21 protein-coding genes and 1 tRNA gene are annotated in these 24,404 nt (G+C 71.6%); 4 read left to right on the plus strand and 18 right to left on the minus strand.

Annotated features, from left to right (window positions below; all coding sequences use genetic code 11):
* Nucleotides 1-14 precede the first annotated feature (14 nt).
* From ruvA to pgsA, 9 genes are all read right to left on the minus strand, one after another.
* Nucleotides 15-620 carry a Holliday junction branch migration protein RuvA gene (gene ruvA / locus ACQPXS_RS11435; protein ID WP_433449137.1) on the minus strand — a complete coding sequence of 202 codons (606 nt, stop codon included), beginning with the start codon at nucleotides 618-620 and terminating at the stop codon, nucleotides 15-17.
* Nucleotides 617-1,156 carry a crossover junction endodeoxyribonuclease RuvC gene (gene ruvC, locus ACQPXS_RS11440; RefSeq protein WP_356307377.1) on the minus strand — a complete coding sequence of 180 codons (540 nt, stop codon included), beginning with the start codon at nucleotides 1,154-1,156 and terminating at the stop codon, nucleotides 617-619. The genes ruvA and ruvC overlap by 4 nt, the downstream gene beginning before the upstream one ends.
* A 125-nt stretch (nucleotides 1,157-1,281) precedes the next feature.
* Nucleotides 1,282-2,034, minus strand: a complete 753-nt coding sequence (locus ACQPXS_RS11445; RefSeq protein WP_228618861.1) for a YebC/PmpR family DNA-binding transcriptional regulator — start codon at nucleotides 2,032-2,034, stop codon at nucleotides 1,282-1,284.
* A gap of 48 nt (nucleotides 2,035-2,082) precedes the next feature.
* The gene (pdxT, locus tag ACQPXS_RS11450; protein WP_356307375.1) at nucleotides 2,083-2,688 is read right to left on the minus strand and encodes a pyridoxal 5'-phosphate synthase glutaminase subunit PdxT; all 606 of its coding nucleotides are present in this window, start codon (nucleotides 2,686-2,688) and stop codon (nucleotides 2,083-2,085) included.
* Between the two features lie 13 nt (nucleotides 2,689-2,701).
* The gene (gene pdxS, locus ACQPXS_RS11455) at nucleotides 2,702-3,607 is read right to left on the minus strand and encodes a pyridoxal 5'-phosphate synthase lyase subunit PdxS (RefSeq protein ID WP_069781943.1); all 906 of its coding nucleotides are present in this window, start codon (nucleotides 3,605-3,607) and stop codon (nucleotides 2,702-2,704) included.
* 125 nt (nucleotides 3,608-3,732) lie between these two features.
* Complete coding sequence (locus tag ACQPXS_RS11460; protein ID WP_351804466.1) at nucleotides 3,733-4,275, minus strand: hypothetical protein; 543 nt, start codon at nucleotides 4,273-4,275, stop codon at nucleotides 3,733-3,735.
* Nucleotides 4,276-5,169: 894 nt separating this feature from the next.
* Complete coding sequence (locus ACQPXS_RS11465; protein ID WP_365332262.1) at nucleotides 5,170-6,333, minus strand: glycosyltransferase family 4 protein; 1,164 nt, start codon at nucleotides 6,331-6,333, stop codon at nucleotides 5,170-5,172.
* Nucleotides 6,330-7,238: a phosphatidylinositol mannoside acyltransferase gene (locus ACQPXS_RS11470; RefSeq protein ID WP_433449138.1), complete on the minus strand. Its 909-nt coding sequence runs from the start codon at nucleotides 7,236-7,238 to the stop codon at nucleotides 6,330-6,332. Before ACQPXS_RS11470 ends, ACQPXS_RS11465 begins: the two co-directional genes overlap by 4 nt.
* On the minus strand, nucleotides 7,235-7,903 hold the full coding sequence (pgsA, locus tag ACQPXS_RS11475) for a phosphatidylinositol phosphate synthase (RefSeq protein ID WP_390681817.1): 669 nt from the start codon (nucleotides 7,901-7,903) through the stop codon (nucleotides 7,235-7,237). Before pgsA ends, ACQPXS_RS11470 begins: the two co-directional genes overlap by 4 nt.
* A 297-nt stretch (nucleotides 7,904-8,200) precedes the next feature.
* On the opposite strand from pgsA, the gene ACQPXS_RS11480 reads away from it, so the two are divergent.
* Together ACQPXS_RS11480 and ACQPXS_RS11485 are read left to right on the plus strand one after the other, a co-directional pair.
* Nucleotides 8,201-10,402, plus strand: a complete 2,202-nt coding sequence (locus ACQPXS_RS11480) for an elongation factor G-like protein EF-G2 (RefSeq protein WP_433449139.1) — start codon at nucleotides 8,201-8,203, stop codon at nucleotides 10,400-10,402.
* Between the two features lie 212 nt (nucleotides 10,403-10,614).
* A complete protein-coding gene (locus ACQPXS_RS11485; protein WP_433449140.1) occupies nucleotides 10,615-12,261 on the plus strand; it encodes a hypothetical protein in 1,647 nt (548 codons plus the stop codon).
* 30 nt (nucleotides 12,262-12,291) lie between these two features.
* Here ACQPXS_RS11485 and ACQPXS_RS11490 read toward each other — a convergent pair whose 3' ends face one another.
* Nucleotides 12,292-12,849, minus strand: a complete 558-nt coding sequence (locus tag ACQPXS_RS11490; RefSeq protein WP_433449141.1) for an HIT family protein — start codon at nucleotides 12,847-12,849, stop codon at nucleotides 12,292-12,294.
* Between the two features lie 67 nt (nucleotides 12,850-12,916).
* On the opposite strand from ACQPXS_RS11490, the gene ACQPXS_RS11495 reads away from it, so the two are divergent.
* Nucleotides 12,917-13,570, plus strand: coding sequence for a potassium channel family protein (locus ACQPXS_RS11495; RefSeq protein ID WP_433449142.1), 654 nt, complete (start codon nucleotides 12,917-12,919; stop codon nucleotides 13,568-13,570).
* A 36-nt stretch (nucleotides 13,571-13,606) separates the two neighbouring features.
* On the opposite strand, the gene thrS is transcribed toward ACQPXS_RS11495, so the two are convergent.
* The 3 genes from thrS to ACQPXS_RS11510 form a co-directional block, all read right to left on the minus strand.
* On the minus strand, nucleotides 13,607-15,583 hold the full coding sequence (gene thrS / locus ACQPXS_RS11500; RefSeq protein WP_365332254.1) for a threonine--tRNA ligase: 1,977 nt from the start codon (nucleotides 15,581-15,583) through the stop codon (nucleotides 13,607-13,609).
* Between the two features lie 99 nt (nucleotides 15,584-15,682).
* A complete protein-coding gene (locus ACQPXS_RS11505) occupies nucleotides 15,683-16,927 on the minus strand; it encodes a hypothetical protein (RefSeq protein WP_351804449.1) in 1,245 nt (414 codons plus the stop codon).
* On the minus strand, nucleotides 16,924-17,490 hold the full coding sequence (locus ACQPXS_RS11510) for a DUF4365 domain-containing protein (RefSeq protein ID WP_351804447.1): 567 nt from the start codon (nucleotides 17,488-17,490) through the stop codon (nucleotides 16,924-16,926). Before ACQPXS_RS11510 ends, ACQPXS_RS11505 begins: the two co-directional genes overlap by 4 nt.
* 168 nt (nucleotides 17,491-17,658) lie before the next feature.
* Here ACQPXS_RS11510 and ACQPXS_RS11515 point away from each other — a divergent pair, with 168 nt between their 5' ends.
* Complete coding sequence (locus tag ACQPXS_RS11515) at nucleotides 17,659-18,384, plus strand: 3'-5' exonuclease (RefSeq protein WP_356307361.1); 726 nt, start codon at nucleotides 17,659-17,661, stop codon at nucleotides 18,382-18,384.
* 33 nt (nucleotides 18,385-18,417) lie between these two features.
* Here the strand turns inward: ACQPXS_RS11515 and ACQPXS_RS11520 are convergent, their stop codons facing one another.
* The 5 genes from ACQPXS_RS11520 to ACQPXS_RS11540 form a co-directional block, all read right to left on the minus strand.
* Nucleotides 18,418-20,223, minus strand: a complete 1,806-nt coding sequence (locus ACQPXS_RS11520; RefSeq protein WP_433449143.1) for a DUF2207 domain-containing protein — start codon at nucleotides 20,221-20,223, stop codon at nucleotides 18,418-18,420.
* 57 nt (nucleotides 20,224-20,280) lie between these two features.
* Nucleotides 20,281-20,352: transfer RNA gene (locus tag ACQPXS_RS11525), tRNA-Val, on the minus strand.
* 39 nt (nucleotides 20,353-20,391) lie between these two features.
* Nucleotides 20,392-20,838, minus strand: a complete 447-nt coding sequence (locus tag ACQPXS_RS11530; protein WP_433455791.1) for an SRPBCC family protein — start codon at nucleotides 20,836-20,838, stop codon at nucleotides 20,392-20,394.
* Nucleotides 20,839-20,979: 141 nt separating this feature from the next.
* Nucleotides 20,980-23,715 carry a Tat pathway signal sequence domain protein gene (locus ACQPXS_RS11535; RefSeq protein ID WP_433449144.1) on the minus strand — a complete coding sequence of 912 codons (2,736 nt, stop codon included), beginning with the start codon at nucleotides 23,713-23,715 and terminating at the stop codon, nucleotides 20,980-20,982.
* Nucleotides 23,716-23,813: 98 nt separating this feature from the next.
* Complete coding sequence (locus ACQPXS_RS11540) at nucleotides 23,814-24,404, minus strand: hypothetical protein (protein WP_433449145.1); 591 nt, start codon at nucleotides 24,402-24,404, stop codon at nucleotides 23,814-23,816.

Raw genomic sequence — 24,404 nt, forward strand, 5'->3', positions numbered from 1 at the left:
CGATCGTCGTGGGGTCAGCGGGCGCGGTTCAGGGTCTGCAGGGCGGCCCTCAGCAGCTGTCCGACCTGCGGGGTGCCGTCGGCGGCCTCGGCCTGGGGTGCCACCGCGGCGACGGCCTCGTCGGCCTCGCGGGTGGCGTAGCCGAGGCCGATGAGGGCCGCGTGCAGCTGGTCGCGCCAGCCCTGGGTGACCGGAGCGCCGATCGCGGGGGCGCCGAGGGGCTCGCCGAGCCGGTCCTTCAGCTCCAGCAGCAGCTTCTGCGCGCCCTTCTTGCCGATGCCGGGGACGGCGGTGAGGGCCTTCTCGTCGCCGGTGGCGACGGCGCGGCGCAGCGCGTCCGGGGTGTGCACGGCGAGCATGGCCTGGGCCAGGCGCGGGCCGACGCCGCTCGCGGTCTGCAGCAGCTCGAAGACCTGCCGCTCGTCGTCGTCGGCGAAGCCGTACAGGGTCAGCGAGTCCTCGCGGACGACGAGCGAGGTGTGCAGCTTGGCGGGCTGGCCCATGCGGAGCGTGGACAGCGTGTTCGGCGTGCACTGGACGGCCATGCCGACGCCGCCGACCTCGACGACCGCGGCGTCGGGGGCGAGCGCGGCGACCGTGCCGCTGACGAAGGCGATCATGCCGTACGGCCTTTCGTTGCGTTGACTGTGTGGCGGGCGACCGCCTGCTGGAGCCGGGTCTGGGCGGGTGCGCGCCAGATGTGGCAGATGGCGAGCGCGAGGGCGTCGGCGGCGTCGGCCGGCTTCGGTGGCGCGGAGAGCCGGAGCAGCCGGGTGACCATGGCGCCGACCTGTGCCTTGTCGGCGCGTCCGGAGCCGGTGACGGCCGCCTTGACCTCGCTCGGGGTGTGCAGGGCGACGGGGATGCCGCGCCGGGCGGCGCACAGCATGGCCACGGCGCTGGCCTGGGCGGTGCCCATCACCGTGCGCACGTTGTGCTGGCTGAAGACGCGCTCTACGGCGACGAACTCGGGCCGGTGCTCGTCCAGCCACTGCTCGATGCCCTGCTCGACGGCGAGGAGGCGGTGGCTGAGATCGGCGTCCACGGGCGTGCGCACGACACCGACGCCGAGCATGGTGAGCGGGCGGCCCGCGACCCCCTCGACGACGCCGACACCGCAGCGCGTCAGCCCCGGGTCCACCCCCAGTACCCGCACCGGGCCCCTCCCTTCGCCGGCTCGATCACCTGTTTGTGCAGGCTATCGGGTGCCGCTGACAATGACGGCGGGCCGGTGGGACGTGTCCCACCGGCCCGCCGGGAATCCGCTGAACCCGCGGCGCGTTACGCGTCGACCTTCTCCATGATCTCGTCGCTGACGTCGAAGTTGGCGAAGACGTTCTGCACGTCGTCGCTGTCCTCGAGCGCGTCGATCAGCTTGAAGATCTTCTTGGCGCCCTCCTCGTCCAGCTCGACCTGCATGGTCGGGACGAAGTTGGCCTCGGCGGACTCGTAGTCGATGCCCGCCTCCTGGAGGGCGGTGCGGACCGCGACCAGGTCGGTGGCCTCGCTGATGACCTCGAAGTTCTCGCCGAGGTCGTTGACTTCCTCGGCACCGGCGTCCAGGACGGCGCCGAGCACGTCGTCCTCGGTCAGCTCGCCCTTGGGGACGATGACGACGCCCTTGCGGTTGAACAGGTACGACACCGAGCCCGGGTCGGCCATGGAGCCGCCGTTGCGGGTCATGGCCACGCGGACGTCGGAGGCGGCGCGGTTGCGGTTGTCGGTGAGGCACTCGATGAGCACCGCGACGCCGTTGGGGCCGTAGCCCTCGTACATGATCGTCTCGTAGTCGGCGCCGCCGGCCTCGAGGCCGCCGCCTCGCTTGATCGCCGAGTCGATGTTCTTGTTCGGCACCGACTGCTTCTTGGCCTTCTGGACGGCGTCGTAGAGCGTCGGGTTGCCGTCGAGGTCGACGCCGCCCATGCGCGCCGCGACCTCGATGTTCTTGATCAGCTTCGCGAAGAGCTTGCCGCGCTTGGCATCGATCACGGCCTTCTTGTGCTTCGTCGTGGCCCATTTAGAGTGGCCGGACATCTGCCTGTCTCCTTCGCGTAACCAATCTCTGTACGAACGTCAGAGATCCTACAAGGACTCCGGCGCACGGTTGGCGCGCACCATGTCGACGAACAGGGAGTGCACGCGGTGGTCGCCGGTCAGTTCCGGGTGGAACGACGTGGCGAGCGCGTTGCCCTGGCGGACGGCGACGATGTGGCCGTCGTGCTCGGCGAGCACCTCGGCCCCGGCGCCCACGGACTCCACCCAGGGGGCGCGGATGAAGACGCCCTCCACAGGATCGCCCGTGACGCCCTTCACGTCGACCGCGGCCTCGAACGACTCGTTCTGCCGGCCGAAGGCGTTGCGGCGCACGATCATGTCGATGCCGCCGATGGTCTCCTGGCCCGAGCGCGGGTCGAGGATCTTGTCGGCGAGCATGATCATGCCGGCGCAGGTGCCGTAGACGGGCATGCCCTCGGCCACGCGCGCGCGGAGCGGCTCCATCACGCCGAAGAGGACGGCCAGCTTGGAGATGGTGGTGGACTCGCCGCCGGGCAGGACGAGGCCGTCCACCTCGGCGAGTTCCTCGGGGCGCCGCACCGGCCTGGCCACGGCGTCGGCCGCGGCCAGGGCGATGAGGTGCTCCCGTACGTCGCCCTGGAGGGCCAGGACGCCTATGACGGGGGTGTTCATGTGATCCAGTGCCTTACCAGCCGCGGTTGGCGTAGCGCTCGGTCTCGGGGAGGGTGTCGCAGTTGATGCCGACCATGGCCTCGCCAAGGTTGCGGGACGCGTCCGCGATGATCTTGGGGTCGTCGTAGAAGGTGGTCGCCTTCACGATGGCGGCGGCGCGCTTGGCCGGGTCGCCGGACTTGAAGATGCCGGAGCCGACGAAGACGCCCTCGGCGCCGAGCTGACGCATCAGGGCCGCGTCGGCCGGGGTGGCGACGCCACCGGCGGAGAAGAGGACCACCGGGAGCTTGCCCAGCTCGGCGACCTCCTTGACCAGCTCGTAGGGGGCGCGCAGCTCCTTGGCGGCGGCGTACAGCTCGTGGTTGTCGAAGCCGCGCAGCTTGGCGATCTCGTTCTTGATCTGGCGCAGGTGGCGGACGGCCTCGACGACGTTGCCGGTGCCGGCCTCGCCCTTGGAGCGGATCATGGCAGCGCCCTCGGCGATGCGGCGCAGGGCCTCGCCCAGGTTGGTGGCGCCGCACACGAACGGGGTGGTGAAGGCCCACTTGTCGGAGTGGTTGACCTCGTCGGCCGGGGTGAGGACCTCGGACTCGTCGATGTAGTCGACGCCGAGGGACTGCAGCACCTGGGCCTCGACGAAGTGGCCGATACGGGACTTGGCCATGACCGGGATCGAGACGGCGTCGATGATGCCCTCGATCATGTCCGGGTCGGACATACGGGCCACGCCGCCGTCCTTGCGGATGTCGGCCGGGACCCGCTCCAGGGCCATGACGGCGACGGCGCCCGCGTCCTCGGCGATCTTCGCCTGCTCCGGCGTGACGACGTCCATGATCACGCCGCCCTTGAGCTGCTCGGCCATACCGCGCTTCACGCGGGCGGTGCCGGTCTCGGGAGCCTGGTTCTCGATGGTGGACACGGGTGACCTCACTGAAGTGAAAGGTGGTTGATGCTTCACCGAGGAAACGCGAGTGGACCAGGCCACAGCAAGGGCCAATGGCAAGCCGGTGGATCCTTTTCGTCCAGAGAGGGTTCCCGCGGGGTTCAGGAGACGCGTTCCACCAGGGCCGCGGGGGGCTCGTCGTCCATCTCGAACGCCAGCGGGAACGGGGCGTGGCCGGCCAGCCGGAACCAGCGGACCTTGCGGTGTTCGCGGAGCCTGCGTGCGGCTCCCACGGCGTCGTTGTGGAAGCGGCGGGCCATCGGGACGCGGCGCACCGCCTCGGCCAGCTCACGCGCCGCCTCCTCCCCTCCCGGGGCGTCCCTGACGGCCTCCACCTGCGCCGGATCCTCGAAGACCGCGCGCAGTGCCTGGCTCAGCTCGCTCTCGGCGACCTCCCGCTGCTCCTCCTCGGCCTGCCGGGCGGCGTGCGCGGCCTCGTACAGCACGATCGAGGCGGCCGGGTCCAGCACGCCCGAGGTGGCCAGTTCCTGCGCGACGGAGGCCCGCCGCAGCAACTGCGCGTCGAGCGCGGCGCGCGCGGCGTCCATCCGCACATGCAGCCGGTCCAGCCGCCCGGCCGTCCAGCTCAGGTACACGCCGATCGCGACGAGCGCGACGAGGATCCAGATGAGGGTTGCGGTCACGGCCGAAGGCTATCGGCCGCGCACACGCACCTCACACGGCGATCCCACACCGCATCCGGCCACTCTGCGAGGGGCGCACCGCCCCAGCCCGGCCGGGTGCGCGGCTACGCGGCTCAGCGTGGCCGGCACAGCCAGGATGCGGACGGGACAAGGCCGAACCGGGGCCAGGCGCCCGGCAGAACAGCCGGGGCAGAGGCTCTGCCCAGCTCACCATGGCCAGCGCGGCCATGGCCCGGACGGGACAAGGCCCGGCCGGGAGCAGACGCCTGGCAGACCGGCCAAGGCAGGGACTCAGCGCAGCTCACCAAGGCCGGCACAACGATCACTCGGACGACACAAGACTCGACCGGTACCAGACGCTCGGTAGACCAGCCGCAGCACGGACACTGCACGACCCACCAAGGCCGGCGCAGCCAACGCCCGGACGACACACGACCCGACCGGCACCACACGCCCGGCAGACCAGCCGCAGCACGGACACTGCACGACCCACCAAGGCCGGCGCAGCCAACGCCCGGACGACACACGACCCGACCGGCACCACACGCCCGGCAGACCAGCCGCAGCACGGACACTGCACGACCCACCAAGGCCGGCGCAGCCAACGCCCGGACGACACACGACCCGACCGGCACCACACGCCCGGCAGACCAGCCGCAGCACGGACACTGCACGACCCACCAAGGCCGGCGCAGCCAACGCCCGGACGACACACGACCCGACCGGCACCACACGCCCGGCAGACCAGCCAAGGCAGGGACTCTGCACGGCCCACCAAGGCCGGGGCCCGTGGTTGGGGTCCGGCTTGTGTCGGCCCGGTGCTCCCCCCGCCACCCCACGCCGCGGCCCCGAGCCCGCCGGCCACCACCCGCAGCCCGATCCGTGTCCGCGGGCTCAGTCCCGGGCCAGGCCGAAGCGTGCCCGGAGTCCTGTGGTGCGTTCGTCGGCCGCGACCGCTGCCGCGCCTGCCGTCACCGTCTCGTAGACGGACAGGATGTCCGCGCCGACCGTCGACCAGTCGAAGCGCCGTACATGGGCGCTGCCGCGTTCGCGCAGTTCCGTGCGGCGGGCCGGGTTCTCCAGGAGACGTATGGCAGCCTCGGCGAGCGCGTCGGCGTTCTCGTTGGCGAACAGCTCGCCCGCCTCGCCCTGGTCCAGGACCTGGACGAAGGCGTCCAGGTCGGAGGCGAGTACGGGGGCGCCCGCCGACATCGCCTCGACGAGGATGATGCCGAAGCTCTCGCCGCCGGTGTTGGGCGCCACGTACACGTCGACGCTGCGCAGAAAGCGCGCCTTGTCCTCGTCGCTGATCATGCCGAGGAACTCCACACGCGCGCGTAGCTCCTTCGGGAGGTCCTCCACGGCCGCCTCCTCGTCTCCCCGGCCGGCGACCAGGAGGCGGGTCTGCGGGCGGGCGGCCAGGATCTTCGGCAGCGCCCTCATGAGGACCGGCAGGCCCTTGCGGGGCTCGTCGATACGGCCGATGAAGCCGATGGTGTCGCCCTGCCACGCGGGGTTCGGGTCGGCCTTGGCGAAGAAGTCCACGTCGACGCCGTTGGGGATGACCACCGCGTCCCCGCCCAGGTGCTCGACCAGCGTCCGGCGGGCGTACTCGCTGACCGCTATCCGCGCGCTGATCTTCTCCAGGGCCGCCTGCAGGATGGCGTACGCGGCGATCATCGCGCGCGAGCGGGGGTTGGAGGTGTGGAAGGTGGCCACGATCGGGCCGGAGGCCGCCCAGCAGGTCAGCAGGCCCAGCGAGGGCGAGGTCGGCTCGTGGATGTGGACCACGTCGAAGGCGCCCTCGTGCAGCCAGCGCCGCACCCGCGCGGCCGACAGGAAGCCGAAGTTGAGCCGGGCCACCGAGCCGTTGTACGGCACCGGGACGGCACGGCCGGCGGAGACGACGTACGGCGGCAGCGGGGTGTCGTCGTCGGCCGGGGCGAGCACGGAGACGTCGTGGCCGAGACGGATGAAGTACTCGGCGAGGTCACGGATGTGGAACTGGACGCCACCGGGCACGTCCCAGGAGTACGGGCAGACGATCCCGATTCTCACGAGGGTCCCTTCGCGGGGTCGAGGTCGGCGAGCCACAGCCGCTGCAGCATGTGCCAGTCCTCCGGATGGTCGGCGATCCCGGTGGCGAAGGCGTCGGCCAGCGCCTGTGTCATGACAGACGTCTTCTCGCCCCGGCTGCCTGACTCGGGTACCTCGACCGGGGGGTGGACCCGGCCCTGCATGACGGGTGAGTCGTCGTACCAGAGCGTGACCGGGAGCAGCAGCGCGCCGGTCTGCTGGGCGAGCAGGGCCGGGCCCGCGGGCATCCGGGTCTTCTCGCCGAAGAAGTCGACCTCGACGCCGGAGGCGGACAGGTCCCGGTCGGCGACCAGGCAGACCAGGCCGCCGTCGCGCAGCCTGCGGGCCAGGGTGCCGAAGGCGGCGCCGCCGCTGTGCGGCAGGACCTCCATGCCGAGGCCCTCGCGGTAGGCGACGAAACGGTCGTACAGGGTCTCGGGCTTGAGCCGCTCGGCGACCGTCGTGAACGGCGTCTCCAGCTTGGTGGTGACCCAGGCGCCGGCCAGGTCGTAGTTGGCCATGTGCGGCAGGGCCAGGATCACGCCGCCGCCGGCGGCCAGCCCGTCGGTCAGGAAATGTATGTCCTTGGGGTCGAAGCCCGACTTCACGCGCTCCCGCCTCCAGGCCGGCAGCCGGAAGGACTCCATCCAGTAGCGCAGGTACGAGCGCATCCCCGCGCGCGACAGCTCACGCAGCCGCTCCGGGCCGGCGCCGGGCACCACGCGCGCGTAGTTGCTCTCCAGCCGCTGCACGCCCTTGCCGCGCTGTTTCCAGGCGAGGTCGGCGATGGTCTGCCCGAGCCGGACCGCGACGGGTTCGGGAAGCTTCTTGACGGTGCTCCAGCCGAGCCCGTAGAGACCGTCGGTGAACCGTTCGGCGGCGCTCATTTCGCGGCCTCGCTGGGGCTCTGCCGGGCCGCGGCGGCCTCGGCCTCGGCGGACTCGCGGCGGACGGTGACGACCCGCTGGATCAGCGTGACGAGGCTGCCGACGGCGACGATCCACAGGGCGATCGGCAGCAGCCACTGGATGCCCGGCACGCCGAACTTGTGCAGGCCCGCGAAACCGGCCGCGACCAGGGAGATGACCAGGCGCTCGGCGCGTTCGACCAGCCCGTTGACGGCGACCGGCAGCCCGATCGACTCGCCGCGCGCCTTGGTGTACGACACCACCTGGCCGCTGGCCAGGCAGAAGATCGCCACGGCGCACAGGACGTTGTCGTCTCCGTTGCCCGCGTACCAGAGCGCGAAGCCGCCGAAGATCGCGCCGTCGGCGACCCGGTCGAGGGTGGAGTCCAGGAAGGCGCCCCAGCGGCTGGAGCGGCCCAGCTGGCGGGCCATGTTGCCGTCGACCAGGTCGGAGAAGACGAACAGGGTGATCACGACCGTGCCCCAGAAGAACTCGCCCCGGGGGTAGAAGACCAGCGCGCCCGCGACCACTCCGGCCGTGCCGATGAGCGTGACCGTGTCGGGGCTCACGCCCCGGCGGATGAGAAACGCGGCGAACGGTGTGAGGACACGCGTGAAGAATGCACGCGCGTACTTGTTCAGCATGGCCTTCCCGAGGGTCGGTGTCGCCGCGGCCCCTGGTGGCCACCGGCTGGCCCATCGTAGCCACGCGCGCGTGCGCGCGGCGGGCGGGCCACCCGCGGCCCGTCGCGCGAACCGGTGCGCGCCGCCGTGGGCGGGGCGCGCGTGGCGCGTTCGGCATGCGCGGTTGTCGTTCGTATGGACGCAGCGTGACGGGAGTGGAAAGCTCGAATAACCGCGGGCGACGCCGGAGCCGCCAGTGCACGCGGGTCCCGCGTGTCCGCGCCCACAGTGACCTCACCGTGCACGGGAGGCAGGATCATGGGCGACAAGACTCAGACGCACCACCCCGGGGCCGCCGGCAGGGCTTTGGAGGCCGACCAGCCCGCATCCGTACGGAACGTGGTGCTGGTCGGCCACTCCGGTTCGGGCAAGACGACCCTGGTGGAGGCCCTCGCGCTGACCGCGGGGGCGGTGAACCGGGCGGGCCGCAAGGAAGACGGCGGCACCGTCTCGGACTACGACGAGATCGAGCACCGGCAGCAGCGCTCGGTGCAGCTCTCCCTGGTGCCGGTCGAATGGGACGGCATCAAGATCAACCTGCTCGACACACCCGGATACGCCGACTTCGTCGGGGAGCTCAGGGCCGGTCTGCGCGCCGCGGACGCGGCTCTCTTCGTCGTCTCGGCCTCGGACGGGGTGGACGGCTCCACCCGGATGGTCTGGGAGGAGTGCGCGGCCGTCGGCATGCCGCGCGCGATCGTGGTCACGCACCTGGAGGCGGCCCGCGCCGACTTCGAGGAGATGACCCGGATCTGCGCGGAGGCCTTCGGCGGCGACGATCCCGATGCCGTGCTGCCGCTGTACCTGCCGCTGCGCGGCCCCGAGGGCCCGGACGGGCACGCGCCGGTGACCGGGCTGGTCGGGCTGCTGTCACAGAAGCTGTTCGACTACTCGACCGGGGAGCGCAAGGAGTCCGAACCCGGCGAGGACCAGTTGCCGAACCTGGAGGAGGCCCGCAACCGGCTCATCGAGGGGATCATCGCCGAGAGCGAGGACGAGACCCTCATGGACCGCTATCTCGGCGGGGAGCAGGTCGACGTCAAGACGCTGATCCAGGACCTGGAGCGGGCCGTCGCCCGCGGCTCGTTCTTCCCCGTCCTGGCGGCCGCCCCCGCCGCCGAAGGCGCCAAACAGGGCCTCGGCACGGTGGAGGTGCTGGAGCTGATCACCGGCGGGTTCCCGACCCCGTTCGAGCACCCGATGCCCGAGGTCACCACCATCGACGGCAAGGCGCGCGAGCTGAAGCCGTGCGACACCGGCGGCCCGCTGGTCGCCGAGGTCGTCAAGACCTCCTCCGACCCCTACGTCGGCCGGGTCTCCCTGGTGCGCGTCTTCTCCGGCACCCTGCGCCCCGACCAGACGGTGCACGTCTCCGGGCACGGGCTTTCCGACCGCGGCCACGAGGACCACGACGTCGACGAGAAGGTCGGCGCGCTGTCCATGCCCTTCGGCAAGCAGCAGCGCCCGGTGACGCACGCCGTCGCCGGCGACCTGGTGTGCGTGGCCAAGCTCGGCCGGGCCGAGACCGGGGACACGCTCTCCGCGAAGGACGACCCGCTCCTGATGGAGCCCTGGCGGATGCCCGACCCGCTGCTGCCGCTCGCCATCCAGGCGCACAGCAAGGCCGACGAGGACAAGCTCTCGCAGGGCCTGTCCCGGCTGGTGGCCGAGGATCCGACCATGCGGCTGGAGCAGAACCAGGACACCCACCAGGTGGTCCTGTGGTGCCTGGGCGAGGCCCACGCGGACGTCGCCCTGGAACGGCTGCGCAGCCGCTACGGCGTCCAGGTCGACGTCGTCCCGCACAAGGTCTCCCTGCGGGAGACGTTCGCGAACAAGGCCACCGGGCGCGGGCGGCATGTGAAGCAGTCCGGCGGGCACGGGCAGTACGCCATCTGCGAGATCGAGGTGGAGCCGCTGCCGGGCGGCTCGGGCATCGAGTTCGTGGACAAGGTGGTCGGCGGCGCCGTACCGCGCCAGTTCATCCCGTCCGTGGAGAAGGGCGTACGGGCGCAGGCCGCCAAGGGGGTCGCCGCCGGTTATCCGCTGGTGGACGTGCGGGTCACGCTGCTGGACGGCAAGGCGCACTCGGTGGACTCCTCCGACGCCGCCTTCCAGACCGCGGGCGCGCTCGCGCTGCGCGAGGCCGCGGCCGACGCGCGGATCCATCTGCTGGAGCCGGTGGCGGAGGTGTCCGTGCTGGTCGGCGACGACTTCGTGGGCGCCGTCATGAGCGATCTGTCCAGCCGGCGCGGCCGGGTGCTCGGCACCGAGCAGGTGGGTTCCGGGCGGACCGTGATCAAGGCCGAGGTGCCCGAGTTCGAGATCGGCCGGTACGCCGTCGATCTGCGCTCGCTATCGCACGGCACGGCACGGTTCGACCGCTCCTACGCCCGGCACGAGCCGATGCCGCCGCAGATCGCCGAACGGATCCGCGAACAGGCGGGCGACAACGGCTAGTCCGGTGCCGTCACGGGGGTGTGTGGGCGGGCGGCTTCGGCCGTCCGCCCGCCGGTTGTCGGTGGCGGCGGATACGCTGATCACGTGATCGGGTCGTGCCGCAGTCGTCCGGTTGTCGGCGGGTAATCGACGCGACGGCTGTTCAACAGGTGTGCGGGGCAGGGAAGTCGGGAAGGCCGCAGAAGCGACGCCGTGCGGCGATGGGGGCGGGAATGTCGTTGGGAACGGAGTGGGACGGACCCCAGGTGCCCGTCTCGGGCGACGAGGGGCAGGCGGCGACCTCCGCGCTGGCCTCAGCGGCGTACCGGGACAGCCCGATGGAGGAGATCAAGAAGGCCGACAACGAGTGGCACGAGTCGACCCTCAAGCCCGGCAGGATCGCACTGCTGAGGCCCAATCTCGGTGAGGCGTTCTCGCGGGCCGTGGTCGCCCGGATGCTCGCTCCCGGCCGCAAGCCGCTCATCCAGTCCTTCGGCTCCGAGCCCCAGTTCGTCGTGGAGCACTGTCTCGCGGCGAACAACATCCGCCGGGAGCGCGACAACCGCCTGACCGCCGTGACGGTCCTGTGCGGTGTGCTCTTCCTGCCCGGGCTGCTCGTCTGGCTGCTCGTCTTCCAGCTGCGCACGTTCGTCGCCAAGCGCGAGGACAAACGGGTGGGTGCGCTCGCCACCGCCCTGCTCCTCGGTGTCGGCGTGCTCGCCGCGCTGTTCCTGGTCAAGATGCCGTTCAACGGCTTCTGGGCGTGGTACGCCCGGGGGTGCGTCGTGCTCCCCGTGCTCGGCTGGTTCTGGGCCAAGCGGATCTGCGAGCGCACCGCCAAGGACCTGCGGGCCCGCTGGGGCGGTCTGCTGTCGGGCACCAGCGTCGGCGCGAAGGTCCCCGAGGCCGTGCCGCGCGGCCCCGGCCAGACCGCGGCCGAGGAGCTGCGCCAGTCGCTGGCCCGGCTCAGCGCCGAGCAGCAGTCCAACTCGGTCTTCTACGCCGGGCCCAAGGGCATACTCGGCATGGGCACCCGCTGGGGGTCCTGGCAGCTCGCCGAGGACCTGGTGCCCGCCGACCCGACCCGGGAGATCCACCCCTTCCGCAGCTGGGACGTCATCCGCGCGATCCACGACCAGCTCGCCCTGCTGGAGCGCGGCCCGCTGAACACCGGCGGTTTCCCCAAGCCGTCCATCAAGCACTGGATCGTCACGCCGATCGGTGAGAAGGCCACCGAGGTGGCCCGGCCCGAGGGCACCGACGTCGAGGCCTTCCAGGTAAAGCCGCACGCGATACAGGAGATCTGCAACAAGCAGCAGTTCGGCAGCGGCGACCGGCACTACCTGGGCGTGCAGTGGACGCTGTGGGACGGGCAGCTGGTCCTCACGATGCTGATCACGGTGACGGTGCTGCACGAGACGCTGCGCATTGAGGTGACCGGGCACGCCCTGGGACCGGTGAACCCGCTGTTCACCTCCAAGCCGGAGCCGCCGAGCAAGGAGGTCGCCAAGTCCCTCAAGCCCTGGGAGACCAGGAAGGTCATGCTGCCGCTGGTCACCACCGACGAGGTGGTACGGCTGGCCGCGCGCGCCCCGCTGACCTGGTACCCGCCGATGCTCAACTGGCTCGGCGGCTCGCTCGTCCTGCCCGAGCCGTTCGGTCTGCGGCACGCCTGGGCCGACCAGCCCTGGCGGCACCGCTTCATGGCCGACGACGCGCTGCGCGCGGCCACGCCGGTGCTGCGGGTGGTGCACTCGGCGGCGATGAGGGTGCTGGAGGAGAACGGCGTGGACACGGAGAAGTTCGGCACGCGGTCGGCGTTCCTCAGCACACAGGTGCAGGATCCGCTGCCGAAGAAGGCCGACCTCTACGACGCGTGAGCGGTGCCCTCCGCCGAGGGCACCCGGGGCCTATGCCGGCCAGGCCTCCGCGAGCATCTTCCTGGTGTCGGCCAGCAGCTGCGGCAGCACCTTCGTGTGGCCGACCACCGGCATGAAGTTCGTGTCGCCGCCCCAGCGCGGGACGATGTGCTGGTGCAGATGGGCGGCGATGCCGGCGCCCGCGACCGTGCCCTGGTTCATGCCGATGTTGAAGCCGTGCGCGCCGGACGCGGTGCGCAGGGCGGTCATCGCCTGCTTGGTCAGCTCGGCGAGCTCCGCGGTCTCCGGACCGGTCAGGTCCGTGTAGTCGGCGACATGGCGGTAGGGGACCGTCATCAGATGGCCGCCGTTGTACGGGTAGAGGTTGAGGACGGCGTACACGTGCTCACCGCGCCGGACGATCAGCCCGTCCTCGTCGGATTTGGCCGGGAGCGTGCAGAAGGGGCAGCCGTCGTCGGCCCCCGGGCCGCTCGGCTTGTTCTCGCCCTGGATGTAGGCCATCCGGTGGGGCGTCCACAGGCGCTGGAACGCGTCCTGCGTCCCCACTCCGATCTGCTGCTCCGGCTCACTCGTCATGCTAGGCAGCATATGGCTTCGCCCGTTCGCGGCGTGTCGCCGGGGCGGCGGGAAGAAGGGCACCGGCCAAGCTTGGCCGGTGGACGAAAGCCGTTCGGTGCACTGGGCGCAGCGCACCGAGATCCCCCTCTTCGTGGCGTCGCTGGTCTTCCTGGCCGCCTATGCCACGCATGTCCTGGCCACGGGTATCTCCGCCTTCTGGCATGTCGTGTGCCTGTCCGTGATCCTCGTCCTGTGGCTGGTGTTCGCCGCGGACTACGTGGTGCGCTGGCGGCTCAGCGGACAGGGCCTGCGGTTCGTCCCCGCGCACATGCTGCACACCGTGGTGGTCATCCTGCCGCTGCTGCGCCCGCTGCGGATCGTTCCCCTGTACGACGCCGTTCAGCGGAAGGCCGGACAACCCCGGCTCTCGCTGCACGCACGCGTGATCTCCTACGCCGGCCTGTCCACCCTGCTGCTCGGCTTCTCCGGTGCCCTCGCGGTCTACCAGGCGGAACGCGGGGCGCCCCGCGCCACCATGCGGACGTTCGGGGACGCCGTGTGGTGGGCCGCGTCCACCCTCACCACGGTCGGCTACGGCGACATCACCCCGGTCACCCCGATGGGCCGGACGATCGCCACCGGGATGATGATCGGCGGTCTCGCCCTGCTCGGCGCGGTGACCGGCTCGTTCTCGTCCTGGCTGATGCAGACCTTCACCCGCGAGGGAGACGAAAGGCCCCCGGGGCGCTGAACCTCCCGGGGGCCTTCGTACGCGGCGGGCGCCGGATCAGACCTGGGCCCGCTCCTGAACGACCTGCGCGATCTTCGCGATGGCCGCGTCGAACGGGATGCCGTTCTCCTGCGAGCCGTCGCGGTAGCGGAACGACACCGAGCCGTTCGACATGTCCTCGTCGCCCGCGATGACCATGAAGGGCACCTTCTGCTTCTGGGCGTTGCGGATCTTCTTCTGCATGCGGTCCGAGGAGGAGTCCACCTCGACGCGCAGGCCCTGCTTGCGGGCCGCGGCGGCGAACTTCTCCAGGTACTCCACGTGCGCGTCGCCGATCGGGATCCCGAGCGCCTGGACCGGGGCGAGCCAGGCCGGGAAGGCGCCCGCGTAGTGCTCCAGGAGGACGGCGAAGAACCGCTCGATGGAGCCGAACAGCGCGCGGTGGATCATGACCGGGCGCTGCTTGGAGCCGTCGGGGCCGGTGTACTCCAGGTTGAAGCGCTCGGGCAGGTTGAAGTCGAGCTGGATGGTCGACATCTGCCAGGTCCGGCCGATCGCGTCCTTGGCCTGGACGGAGATCTTCGGGCCGTAGAAGGCGGCGCCGCCCGGGTCCGGGACGAGGGGCAGGCCCTGCTTCTCGGCGACCTGGCGCAGCGTCTCGGTCGCCTCCTCCCAGACCTCGTCGGAGCCGACGAACTTCTCCGGGTCCTTGGTGGACAGCTCCAGGTAGAAGTCGGTCAGGCCATAGTCGCGCAGCAGGCCGAGGACGAAGGTGAGCGTCTTGTCCAGCTCCTCGGACATCTGCTCACGGGTGCAGTAGATGTGCGCGTCGTCCTGGGTGAAGCCGCGGGCACGGGTCAGGCCGTGCACGACGCCCGACTTCTCGTACCGGTACACGGTCCCGAACTCGAAGAGGCGCAGCGGCAGTTCGCGGTAGGAGCGGCCGCGCGCGTCGAAGATCAGGTTGTGCATCGGGCAGTTCATGGGCTTGAGGTAGTAGTCCACGCCCTCGTCGAGCTGCATGGGCGGGTACATGCCCTCGGCGTACCAGTCCAGGTGCCCGGACGTCTCGAAGAGCTTCCCCTTCGTCGCGTGCGGGGTGTAGACGAACTCGTAGCCCTCCTCCTCGTGGCGGCGCCGCGAGTAGTCCTCCATGACCCGGCGGATGATGCCGCCCTTGGGGTGGAAGACCGCGAGGCCGGAGCCGATCTGCTCCGGGATGGAGAAGAGGTCCAGTTCGGTGCCGAGCTTGCGGTGGTCGCGCTTCTCTGCCTCGGCGAGGAAGTCCAGGTGCGCCTTCAGCTCGTCCTTGGACGGCCAGGCGGTGCCGTAGATGCGCTGGAGCATCGGGTTCTTCTCGCTGCCGCGCCAGTAGGCGGCCGCGTTGCGCATCAGCTTGAACGCCGGGATGAGCCGGGTCGAGGGCAGGTGCGGACCGCGGCAGAGGTCCTTCCAGCACAGCTCGCCGGTCTTGGCGTCCAGGTTGTCGTAGATCGTCAGCTCGCCGGCGCCGACCTCGACGTCCGCGCCGTCGTCGGAGGAGGCCGAGCCCTTGAGGCCGATCAGCTCCAGCTTGTACGGCTCGGCGGCCAGCTCCTCGCGGGCGGCCTCGTCGGTGACGACACGGCGGGAGAAGCGCTGCCCGCGCTTCTGGATCTCCTGCATCTTCTTCTCGATGGCCTTGAGATCCTCGGGCGTGAACGGCTTCTCGACGTCGAAGTCGTAGTAAAAGCCGTCCTTGACGGGCGGGCCGATGCCCAGCTTGGCCTCGGGGAACAGCTCCTGCACGGCCTGCGCCATGACGTGCGCGGTGGAGTGGCGCAGGATGTTCAGGCCGTCCTCGGACGAGATCTCGACGCCCTCGACGGTCTCGCCGTCCCTGACCTCGTAGGCGAGGTCCTTCAGCTCGCCCCCGACACGCGCGGCGATGATCGAGCGCTCGCCCGCGAAGAGGTCGGCGGCCGTAGTGCCCGTCGTCACCACGCGTTCTTCCCGCTCGGAATCGCGTTGGATGATCACACGGACGTCTGACACCGGTCTCTCCTGACTGAAGGTGGGGTGCGGCGCCATACCAGGAGCGCGCGCACAGGCGATCGTACCGACCTCACGGCGCCGACCGCGAAACGGTCACCCTCAGTCCTCGTCCCCGTACTCTCCTGGCTCCCTGTCGCCGCACGCCTCCTCGAAGAAGTCGAGGTTCTCCTGCAGGGACTTCATCAGCCGGTCGCGCTCGCCCTCGTCCACCTGCACGGGTACGACCCCGGAGGCGCCGGTGAGCCGGCGGAAGCCGCCCCGGCGCTCCAGCCGGCCGTGCACCCGTACCGGGAGTCCGACGAGGTGGGCGTGGCCGGCGATGCGGTAGTCCTCCTCGTCCAGGGTGACGCGGACGTGCGGGACGTCGGCTCCGTCGAGGACGCGCAGCCGTACGGTGCCCTCGCCGCCGGGTCCGGAGCGGCGCATGCGGACGACGGCGCCGGTGATCCGGACCGGTACGGAGGGTTCCTCGCGCACATAGCGGGCGGCGGCCTCGCGCAGCACGGGCAGGTCGCCGGGTGAGAACTCGACGGGTTCGGCGGAGGGGGCGCAGCCCTCGGGGACCCCGGCGCCGGGTGCCCAGGCGACGGCGATCCGGGCGCCCTCGGTGCCCCGCACGAGCGCGGCCAGCGCCTCGGTGAGTTCGCGGCTGACGCCGGCCTCGACCGCGCCGTCGAAGGCGTCCATGCCGCCGGTGGCCCGCTGGTAGTCGACGGCCTCGCGGGCGGCGTACAGGGCCTGGTGCAGGCGGACGGCGAGCGAGCGGCCGGTGGGCACGGGCACGAAGGCGGTGAGGTGCCGGCCCTCGGCGGCGGGGCCGACGAGGACGTCCTGCAGCAGTGCGGCAGCGGCACGGCGGTGGCGGGCGCCGTAGTACCCGGCACGCGCGCGTGTGGCGAGTGCGGCGGCGAGCAGCATCTGCCGGGCGGCGCCGCGCAGTTGCTCGTCGGCCGACCAGGGCGCGGCGCCGACGGGTCCGCTCGGGGTGTCCCGCCACCAGCGGATCTCGTCGCTGGGCACGGCGAGGGAGATCAGCACCTCGCGCGCGGCGGGGGTGTGGCTGCGGGCGAGGGCGTCGAGGGCCTCGCCTAGCAGGTCGTCGCTGTCGGGGAAGGCACGGCTCTCGGGCACCAGCAGGCTGGTCCCTCCCGCGCCCGGCCCCGGCGGGGTCCAGCGGCCGTAGCGCCCGGGGGCTCCGCCGCGCCGCTGCCAGCCGTGCCGGTGCAGCAGGGCACCGAGCACGGCGGGGTCGACCTCGGCGGGCTCCGGGGGCCGGTTCCAGGCGAGGTCGTCGGGATGCGGCCGGACCTGGCGCGGCAGCTCCTCGTACGGACGGCTCCTCATGGCCTGCCTCCCGTCCCGACCCGCGTCATGATCTCGCAGAGCGCCCGGTCGTCGAAGATGCGTGTGGTCGGTATCCGCACGGTGGTCCGGTGCCGGCCCGTGACGGGGTGGCCGGCGAGGTTGACCCAGTAGCAGCAGTGCCTGAGGTCGAGCCGGTCGTGGCTGGCGCGCAGCCAGTCGTCCTGAGAGCGCGGGACGAGCATGACGACCAGGATCTTGTGCACCGAGACAGGTGTGCGGGCGAGCTTGCGCAGATGGTCGTTGTCGAGGGTGAAGGAGAAGGTGCGCCCCGGAGGGTTCGGCGCGACCTGGTACGTGGCCTTCAGCTGCACCTTGATGGTGACCTCGTCGTCGACGGTGTGTCCGGGCGCGCTGTGGCTGACGTGCCAGTCGATGCCGTTGTCCGGGAAGGGCTGGGACAGCGAGCAGCCGGCCGCGGCGGCGACCGCGTGCAGATAGCCGACCTGCAGTGTCTCCATGCAGGCGGTGGTGGCGAGCGTGCCGCGAAGGGGGCCCGTGCGATCGGGCAGCAGCCCGCCCCGCTCGGGCTGCGCTATGGCCATGACCAACAGCCTTCCAAGCCAAGAGTTTCCCCGCTGTGGGCCGCTGAACAGCAAAGACCCGTACTCCTGTTGTCTCCTCCCGGCGTACGGCGCAAACGGCCCGGGTATCACCAAACGGGCAGAAGACGGAACGTCACCTGCCCTGGGTGAACGAGGAGTTGGGTTGGGATGACGTACTGGTACGAGGGGCCGCTGGCCGGCTTCGACACGGAGACGACGGGCGTGGACGTCGAGACCGACCGGATCGTGTCGGCCGCCGTCGTCGTCCAGGACGCGCCGGGGACCCGGCCACGGGTCACCCGCTGGCTGGTGAACCCGGGAGTGCCGGTGCCCGAGGAGGCCACGGCGGTGCACGGGTTGACGGAGGAGCACCTGCACCTCAACGGCCGCTGGCCGGCGCCGGTGATGTACGAGATAGCCGAGCAGCTGGCGGAGCACGCGGCGATGGGCCGCCCGCTGGTGGTGATGAACGCGCCCTTCGATCTCACGCTGCTGGACCGGGAGTTGCGCCGGCACCGGGCGTCGTCCCTGGACCGCTGGTTCGAGTCGACGCCGCTGAGGGTGCTGGACCCGAGGGTGCTGGACAAGCATCTGGACCGCTACCGCAAGGGCCGCCGCACGCTGACCGACCTGTGCGCGCACTACGGCGTGACGCTGCAGGGCGCGCACGACGCGGCGGCGGACGCCCTGGCCGCGCTGGACGTCGTCCGGGCGCTGGGCCGGCGTTTCGCGACCCGGCTGGAGCGTCTGACCCCCGACGAGCTGCACACCCTCCAGGCCAACTGGCATGCGGCACAGGCCCGCGGGCTGCAGGCGTGGTTCGCGCGCAGCGGCTCGGAGGAGATCGTCAGCACGGACTGGCCGCTCAGGCCGGAGCTGCCGGCCGCGGCGTAGGAGGAGGAGCGGGTACCGCACCCGGTACGGCGGTCACCAGGAGCCGCCTCCGCCGCCGCCCGCTCCGCCGCCGACACCTCCGGAGGAGCTGCCCCCGCCGGAGCCGCCACCGGAGCCACCGCCGCTGGAGGACGGCGTCCGGGAGGAGAGGGCGGCGGTGACGACGAGTCCCAGGGCCAGCGCCGGCCCCAGCCGGACGGCGGGCGAGGAGGGCTGCCGGGTGGGCACGGCGGACGACTCGACGGCGTGCCGCCAGGTGTCGCCCAGGCCGAGGGCGACCGCCCAGGCCGTGTAGCGCCGGACCTGTTCGTCGTCGAGGGGCTGCTCTGCGGGAGTCGCCGACGGGTCGGCGAGGTAGCGCCGGAACGCCTCCACCCGCAGCCGCCGGGCGCTGCCCTCGGGTGTGCGGCGGTGCAGCTCCCAGGCGCGCCGCGCCAGCGCGAGGCCGGCACCGAAGACGACCGCGCCCGCGACGAGCACCGGTCCTCCCGCGGCGAGGCGGCTGCCGCCGAGGCCCGCGCCCACCGCGGCCGTGACGAAGCCGAGCACGGCGGCGGCCATGCCGGCATACCGTCCGGTGCGGGCCCGGCGCACGGACGCCGTGTCCCACAGACCGGAGTCGGTCTGCCATTGCCGCAGGTGGCGGGCGAGCGCATGCCAGCCGGTCTGGAAGGACGAGTCGTACCTGCCCAGGGTGATCCGGTCGCGCCCGGCGAAGACGTACCGCAGGACCTCCCTGGCGACCGGATCGTCGGACCCCGCGCCCCTGCTGCTGCGGCGCAGGGTCGGCGCGTGCCCCTCGCCACCGAGGACGAGGTGGCCGTCGGCGACGGCGCCGAGCAGCCAGGCGGTCTGGTGCCGGGGCTCCACCCGCTCGTCGGCCAGGATGCCGCCCTGGGCGGGACTCAGGCCCTGCGGGGGTGTGGTGCTCGGCGTTCCCCGGTTCGCGTCGGCGCCCCGCGGTGCGGGCCGGTCGCGGCCGAGGAGGCGCAGCAGCCCGATCGTGGCCAGGGCGGCGGTGAGGGCGAGGCCGACGGCGAGCAGGGCGTTCAGCAGCGGATGGCTCACGGTGGTGCCGACGGCCTTCCCCGCGGGTGGCGCGGGCAGCAGCGGCTCCATTCCGGAAATGCGGTGGCCCTCGCCGGCGTAGAGGGTGAGCCCTTCCTTACCCTTGAGCCGGTTCAGCTCGACGGTGAGCAGGCCGGGGCCGGTCGCCTCGACGGCGCAGCGGTGCTCGGAGCCGTCGGTGCCGTGCACACAGCGCGGTGCGGTGAGCAGGTGGGGCGCCAGGACATGGATGTCGACGCGGGACCGGTCGACCTGCCAGCCGGTGCCGACCGCGTCCCAGGCCAGCCTGCCCTTCTTCACGACGTCCTGCAGCGTGTACTGGACGCGGTAGCGGTGCACGCCGGTGACGGCCCGGCCGGGGTCGCCGATCTTGATGCGGGTGGCGATCTCCCGGTGGCCGTTCGGCTCGGTGTAGTAGTCGCCCGTGGTGAGTTCCCACGGGACGCGATGGCCGTCCATGCTGACGGCGATGTGGGCCTCGTCCTCGTCGAAGGGCAGGTCCGGCAGGTCGCGGTAGATGCCGTGCCGTTCCGTGTGCGGATAGCCGAAGTCGTAGTCGACGACCTCGGTGATCCGGGCGCTGCCGTCGGCGGCGATCCGTGCGCCGACCCACATCGTGGTGACCCGTTCGGTGTTGAAGGCGATCCTGGCCAGCGCCACCACGCCGCCCAGCACCAGTGCGAGCAGGAGGATCCTGATCAGACTGCGGACCCGGAGCCGGCGCACCCGCCCGCCAAGTCTCGGTCCTTCCCCGCCCTGTTCCTTGCCCATGACGCCCCCCATGGCATCAAAAGAGCCGGTCCGCTGGGCGGACCGGCTCTTTCCCGGTGGGCGATACTGGGTTCGAACCAGTGACCTCTTCGGTGTGAACGAAGCGCTCTCCCACTGAGCTAATCGCCCGGGAACGCACTGAACAATACAGGTCCCGGCGCCGATCCTTCAAACCGCTTGCAGGTGACGCAGCAGTCCGCGCCGTCCGGACCGCATCATCAGGCGGTGGTTGGCGCGGAAGACCGGGCGGCCGGGTACGGCGAGCCGGCGCAGCAGCGGCTTGTGCACGTCCACTTCCTGGTCGTAGCGGGCCAGGGTGCCGCGGCCTTGGGCGGTGACCGTCCAGCGCGCCCACCCCTCGATGTCACCGGACAGGGTGACCTCCAGCACACCGGCGTCGGGGTCGCGGCGGATCCGCCGTGCCGTGAAGGTCATGTCGTACGGCAGGACGGACCGGATGGTGATCACCCCCGTGTCGCCGTCCAGCCTCGTCACCGAGCGGACCTGCGGCCACCAGCCCGGATAGTCCTCGGGCCGCTCCAGCAGCGCGTACACGACGGCGGGCGGGGCGGGCAGGGACCACAGGCTGCGGAAGCGGTAGTGGTTCCAGTCCATGGGGTCCTTGGGGTCCATGGGTGGAGTCTGCCCGTGCGGGACCGCCGATCTGAGTACGCGTACTCATGTGCCGCGCCGTGCGCCGGGCCAGACTCGGTGGGCGAGCGCCGCCGCCCGTGCGACGGCGCTCCCCTACGCCCGCTAGGGCATCCTGTCGCCGAGCAACGCCAGGTTCTCGATGGCCGCGAGGCCGTAGAGCGCGGTGTCGTTGCTGGACACCCAGCTCGCCTCGCCGCCCTCGACCAGGGCGACGGGGCCGGTCAGCCTCTCGGTCTTCCACGGCGAGGACTCGGTGTAGCCGTCCGAGGCGTAGAACTTGGTCCAGGCGCGCTTGGCGAGGGTGGCGTCACCGGTCTGTACGGCGGCGTAGGCGTCGAGGCGCGAGTGGCCCTGGAAGAGCAGCAGGCTGCCGAAGTCGGTGCCGTAACGGGCCTTCTGTTCGGCCTTGGTGGCGTTGAAGTAGCGGCAGTAGTCCAGGTAGGCCTCCTTGAACTTGGGCATGTCGACGAGGTGGATCAGCTCGGCGCACAGCTCGCCCAGGCCGAAGACGGCCGAGAGGTGGGACACGGAGACGACCGGCTGGTCGGCGACGGCGAACTCGCCGGTGTCGAGGTCGTACAGCCCGCTGCCCTGGACGAAGCCGTTGGGCTGGGCGGCGATGCCCTCCATCGTGGACAGCACGCGTGCTTTGGCCTTCTCCCACTTGGGGCCCTTGCGTTCCCACTCCGTTAGCCAGGCCGAGACCAGGCCGCTCCAGTCCGTGCCGAAGCCGATCGACAGGGCGTGCCGGTCGGGGGTGTAGGGGTCGGTGCGGACCTTGCGCTGGGGGTCGAGGACGAGGAAGGTCTCGTCGGAGTCGACGTTGGCGTGCATGAGGTCGCCCACGCGTTCGTCGGCGGTGAGGAAGTAGTAGAAGCGCCGGTAGGTGGTGTTGGCGATGCGCTGCTGTTTGGCGCTGTCGCCGAAGTGCTGGACCCCGTGCCGGGTGCCGAGGCCGGCCCACTTGCCGAGGTGGTAGACGTCGACCTCGCCGGTGTGCCGGGTGAGTGCCTCGGCGAAGCGGAAGAGGTCGCTGCGGCCGCTTCTCAGGTACGCGTACCAGAGCCAGAGGTCCGGCGAGAGCTCGGAGTTGTCCCAGGCGTAGCCGCCGACGTCGTACCGCCACTGGTGGCGCACGGTGTCGTAGGTGTGCATGAAGTCGCCGTAGTCCCAGAAGCCGTACCAACGGCGTTGTTCCACCTGGTCCTTGTAGTAGGTGAAGAGGAAGTCGAGGTGGTCCTCGATCTTCGCCTTGGCCGGGGTGGAGCGGTCCGGCTCGGAGAACAGGCCGGGGCCGAAGACCCTGGCCTTGATCAGCTGCTTGGGTGGGGCCGCGAGCTGCGGCAGCACCCGTACCGCCTGGACCTGCCGGGCCAGGGTGCCGGCGTCGGGGGTGGAGTCGTTGGCCCAGAAGAGGAGTTCACAGGTGCGGGCGATGCCGTAGGGGGTGCCGAACCCGGGCTCGTAGTCCTCGTAGGTGACGTTGAGGCCTTCGAGCTGCTCGGCGTAGGTGTCCTGGCCCATGCCGTCGTGGTAGAAGCGCAGGTCCATCGGCTGGGCCTCGGGCGACCAGAGCCAGAGGGTGACGGTGGCCTCGTCGGTGTGGGCGTCGCGGATGTCGAGCTGGGCGGGGAACTTCTCCCAGAAGTCGCGCAGTCCGAAGGAGAGTCCGCCGCTCGCGCCGCCGACGTACCCGAAGCCGGAGGCGCGCTTGCCGCCGCCGGCGGCGATCCAGCCGTGGCCCTTCTTGGTGCGCTTCCTGACGGTGAAGCCGTCGGCGGAGAGCTGGGCGAGGGTGTAGTCGCCCCAGTGCGGGACGTACTGCAGGCGGCTGGTGACCCGCTGGTCCCAGGTGGACGGGTCGGGCAGCTTCCTGCCCTCGTACTGGGCCGTCTGCACGGCGGCGCCCGGGTCGCGGCGCAGTCCGGTGATGCCCTGCACCGCCTCGCGCAGCAGGCCGGTGCCCTCGCCGCCGATGCGGATGTGCCGGTCGTACGCCGCGTCGCGCATCGGCACGGTGAAGCGGACGCCGAGCCCGCGGACGAAGTCGCCGCTGCTCTCGCCGGGCTCTTGCTTCCCGTCGTAGGTGATGGTGTGCACCATGCGGAAGGAGTCCGCGCCGGCGTAGAAGTACAGGCGGATGGAGAAGGGCAGCCACGCGCGGTCGCCCTTGCGGTGCTTGCCGTCGATGCGGACGACCGCGCGGACCGGGCCGTCCTGTTCGACGGTCACCTCGTCGAGGGCACCGTCGAACCGCTCGGTCTTCACCGTGCCCTGGTCCCCGTCCTCGATCTCGGGCTGCCGGATGAGGACGAGCCTGCCGTTCCTCGCGATCTCGGTGGAACCACAGGTGACGGACTTGATCAGCGTGGCGCCGTCCTTGCCGATTCTCACGGTGATGACCCCGGTGGAGACGTCGACGGTGCCGCCGCTTCGGTCGACGGTGACCTTCTTGCCGGGTGCGGCGGGCGTCCCGGCGCTCAGCGTCAGCTTTCCGCTGCCGGAACTCACTGCGTGGGCCGTCCACTTGAGGGAGCCGTCGGGCCAGTAGGCGAGCGGCCAGGTCTGCACGGGGACGTCCTTGCCGTCGGCGTCCGTGAGCGCGAAGGTCCGGTCGTCCTGATGGGCGCCCATGGGCCAGGGCACGCCGACCGTGCAGCCGGGCGCGGCGCCGAGGCCGCCGTCCTCCAGCCAGTCCAGGGTGACGGGGTCGGCGTCACCGGCGGCTGCGGCGGGCGCGGCCTGCGCGGCCTGTGCCCCGAGCGCCCAGCTGACCTGGGTGGCGGCGCCGACCGCGGCGGCCGCCTTGAGGAGGGACCTGCGGGGGATGGGAGACATGGCCTTCCTTCCAGGGTGATCCAGGGTGAATGGTCAGGGGCATGACAGGGAGAGGTGCGGCGCTCGGGGCGGCGGCCTCGACCGCGGGCACCGCCGGCTCAGCGGCGCATGTACCGCTCCTCCACGGCGACGGCCGCCGCCGCGACGGCCCCGAGCACCGGGACCGCCAGCGGGGCGATGAGCACGGCGGAACAGACGACCAGGACCGCCCCGCCGACCAGCAGGAAGGATCCGGCGGGGTCACGTACGGTACGGCGCCCGGCCGCGGCGAGCAGCACCCGCCAGCGCTCCCCCGGTGCCCAGACGGCCGCCGCCCGCAGTCCGGCGACGGCGAGCCCGATCAGCGCGAACAGCCCCACGGCCCCCGCCGCCGGCCCGCCGGGCAGCCCGGCGCGTACGGCCAGTACGTCCACCTGGGCCAGCGCCGCGAGGATCCAGCCGGCGAGTCCCACCGCCCAGCCCCCGCGCAGGGCGGCCCGGAAGTCGGCGGCGAACTCCCGCCGGCCGCCGCCCTGGTGGCCGGTGCGTCGGCGCAGATGCCGGGCGCCGGCGGCGAAGGCGGCCGGGTAGGTGACGACTCCGATGCAGGCCACCGCGATCCACACGCCGGTGAGCAGGCACTCGGCGAAGACGGCGAACCTCTCCGCGAACACGGACTCCTTGCGTGCCTTCACACGTGCTTCGGCCAT

Origin of the sequence: Streptomyces sp. CA-142005 (genome assembly GCF_050942335.1) — a bacterium.
Classification (GTDB): Bacteria; Actinomycetota; Actinomycetes; order Streptomycetales; family Streptomycetaceae; genus Streptomyces.

What these genes read in the sequence shown, in the direction of transcription:
- ruvA (WP_433449137.1), bottom strand. Translation starts at nt 620, where the DNA reads ATGATCGCCTTCGTCAGCGGCACGGTCGCCGCGCTCGCCCCCGACGCC.
- ACQPXS_RS11445 (WP_228618861.1), bottom strand. Translation starts at nt 2,034, where the DNA reads ATGTCCGGCCACTCTAAATGGGCCACGACGAAGCACAAGAAGGCCGTG.
- pdxT (WP_356307375.1), bottom strand. Translation starts at nt 2,688, where the DNA reads ATGAACACCCCCGTCATAGGCGTCCTGGCCCTCCAGGGCGACGTACGG.
- ACQPXS_RS11470 (WP_433449138.1), bottom strand. Translation starts at nt 7,238, where the DNA reads ATGAGCGCCGCCGAACGGTTCACCGACGGTCTCTACGGGCTCGGCTGG.
- pgsA (WP_390681817.1), bottom strand. Translation starts at nt 7,903, where the DNA reads ATGCTGAACAAGTACGCGCGTGCATTCTTCACGCGTGTCCTCACACCG.
- ACQPXS_RS11480 (WP_433449139.1), top strand. Translation starts at nt 8,201, where the DNA reads ATGGGCGACAAGACTCAGACGCACCACCCCGGGGCCGCCGGCAGGGCT.
- ACQPXS_RS11485 (WP_433449140.1), top strand. Translation starts at nt 10,615, where the DNA reads ATGTCGTTGGGAACGGAGTGGGACGGACCCCAGGTGCCCGTCTCGGGC.
- ACQPXS_RS11490 (WP_433449141.1), bottom strand. Translation starts at nt 12,849, where the DNA reads ATGCTGCCTAGCATGACGAGTGAGCCGGAGCAGCAGATCGGAGTGGGG.
- ACQPXS_RS11505 (WP_351804449.1), bottom strand. Translation starts at nt 16,927, where the DNA reads ATGAGGAGCCGTCCGTACGAGGAGCTGCCGCGCCAGGTCCGGCCGCAT.
- ACQPXS_RS11510 (WP_351804447.1), bottom strand. Translation starts at nt 17,490, where the DNA reads ATGGCCATAGCGCAGCCCGAGCGGGGCGGGCTGCTGCCCGATCGCACG.
- ACQPXS_RS11515 (WP_356307361.1), top strand. Translation starts at nt 17,659, where the DNA reads ATGACGTACTGGTACGAGGGGCCGCTGGCCGGCTTCGACACGGAGACG.
- ACQPXS_RS11520 (WP_433449143.1), bottom strand. Translation starts at nt 20,223, where the DNA reads ATGGGCAAGGAACAGGGCGGGGAAGGACCGAGACTTGGCGGGCGGGTG.
- ACQPXS_RS11530 (WP_433455791.1), bottom strand. Translation starts at nt 20,838, where the DNA reads ATGGACTGGAACCACTACCGCTTCCGCAGCCTGTGGTCCCTGCCCGCC.
- ACQPXS_RS11535 (WP_433449144.1), bottom strand. Translation starts at nt 23,715, where the DNA reads ATGTCTCCCATCCCCCGCAGGTCCCTCCTCAAGGCGGCCGCCGCGGTC.
- ACQPXS_RS11540 (WP_433449145.1), bottom strand. Translation starts at nt 24,404, where the DNA reads ATGGCCGAAGCACGTGTGAAGGCACGCAAGGAGTCCGTGTTCGCGGAG.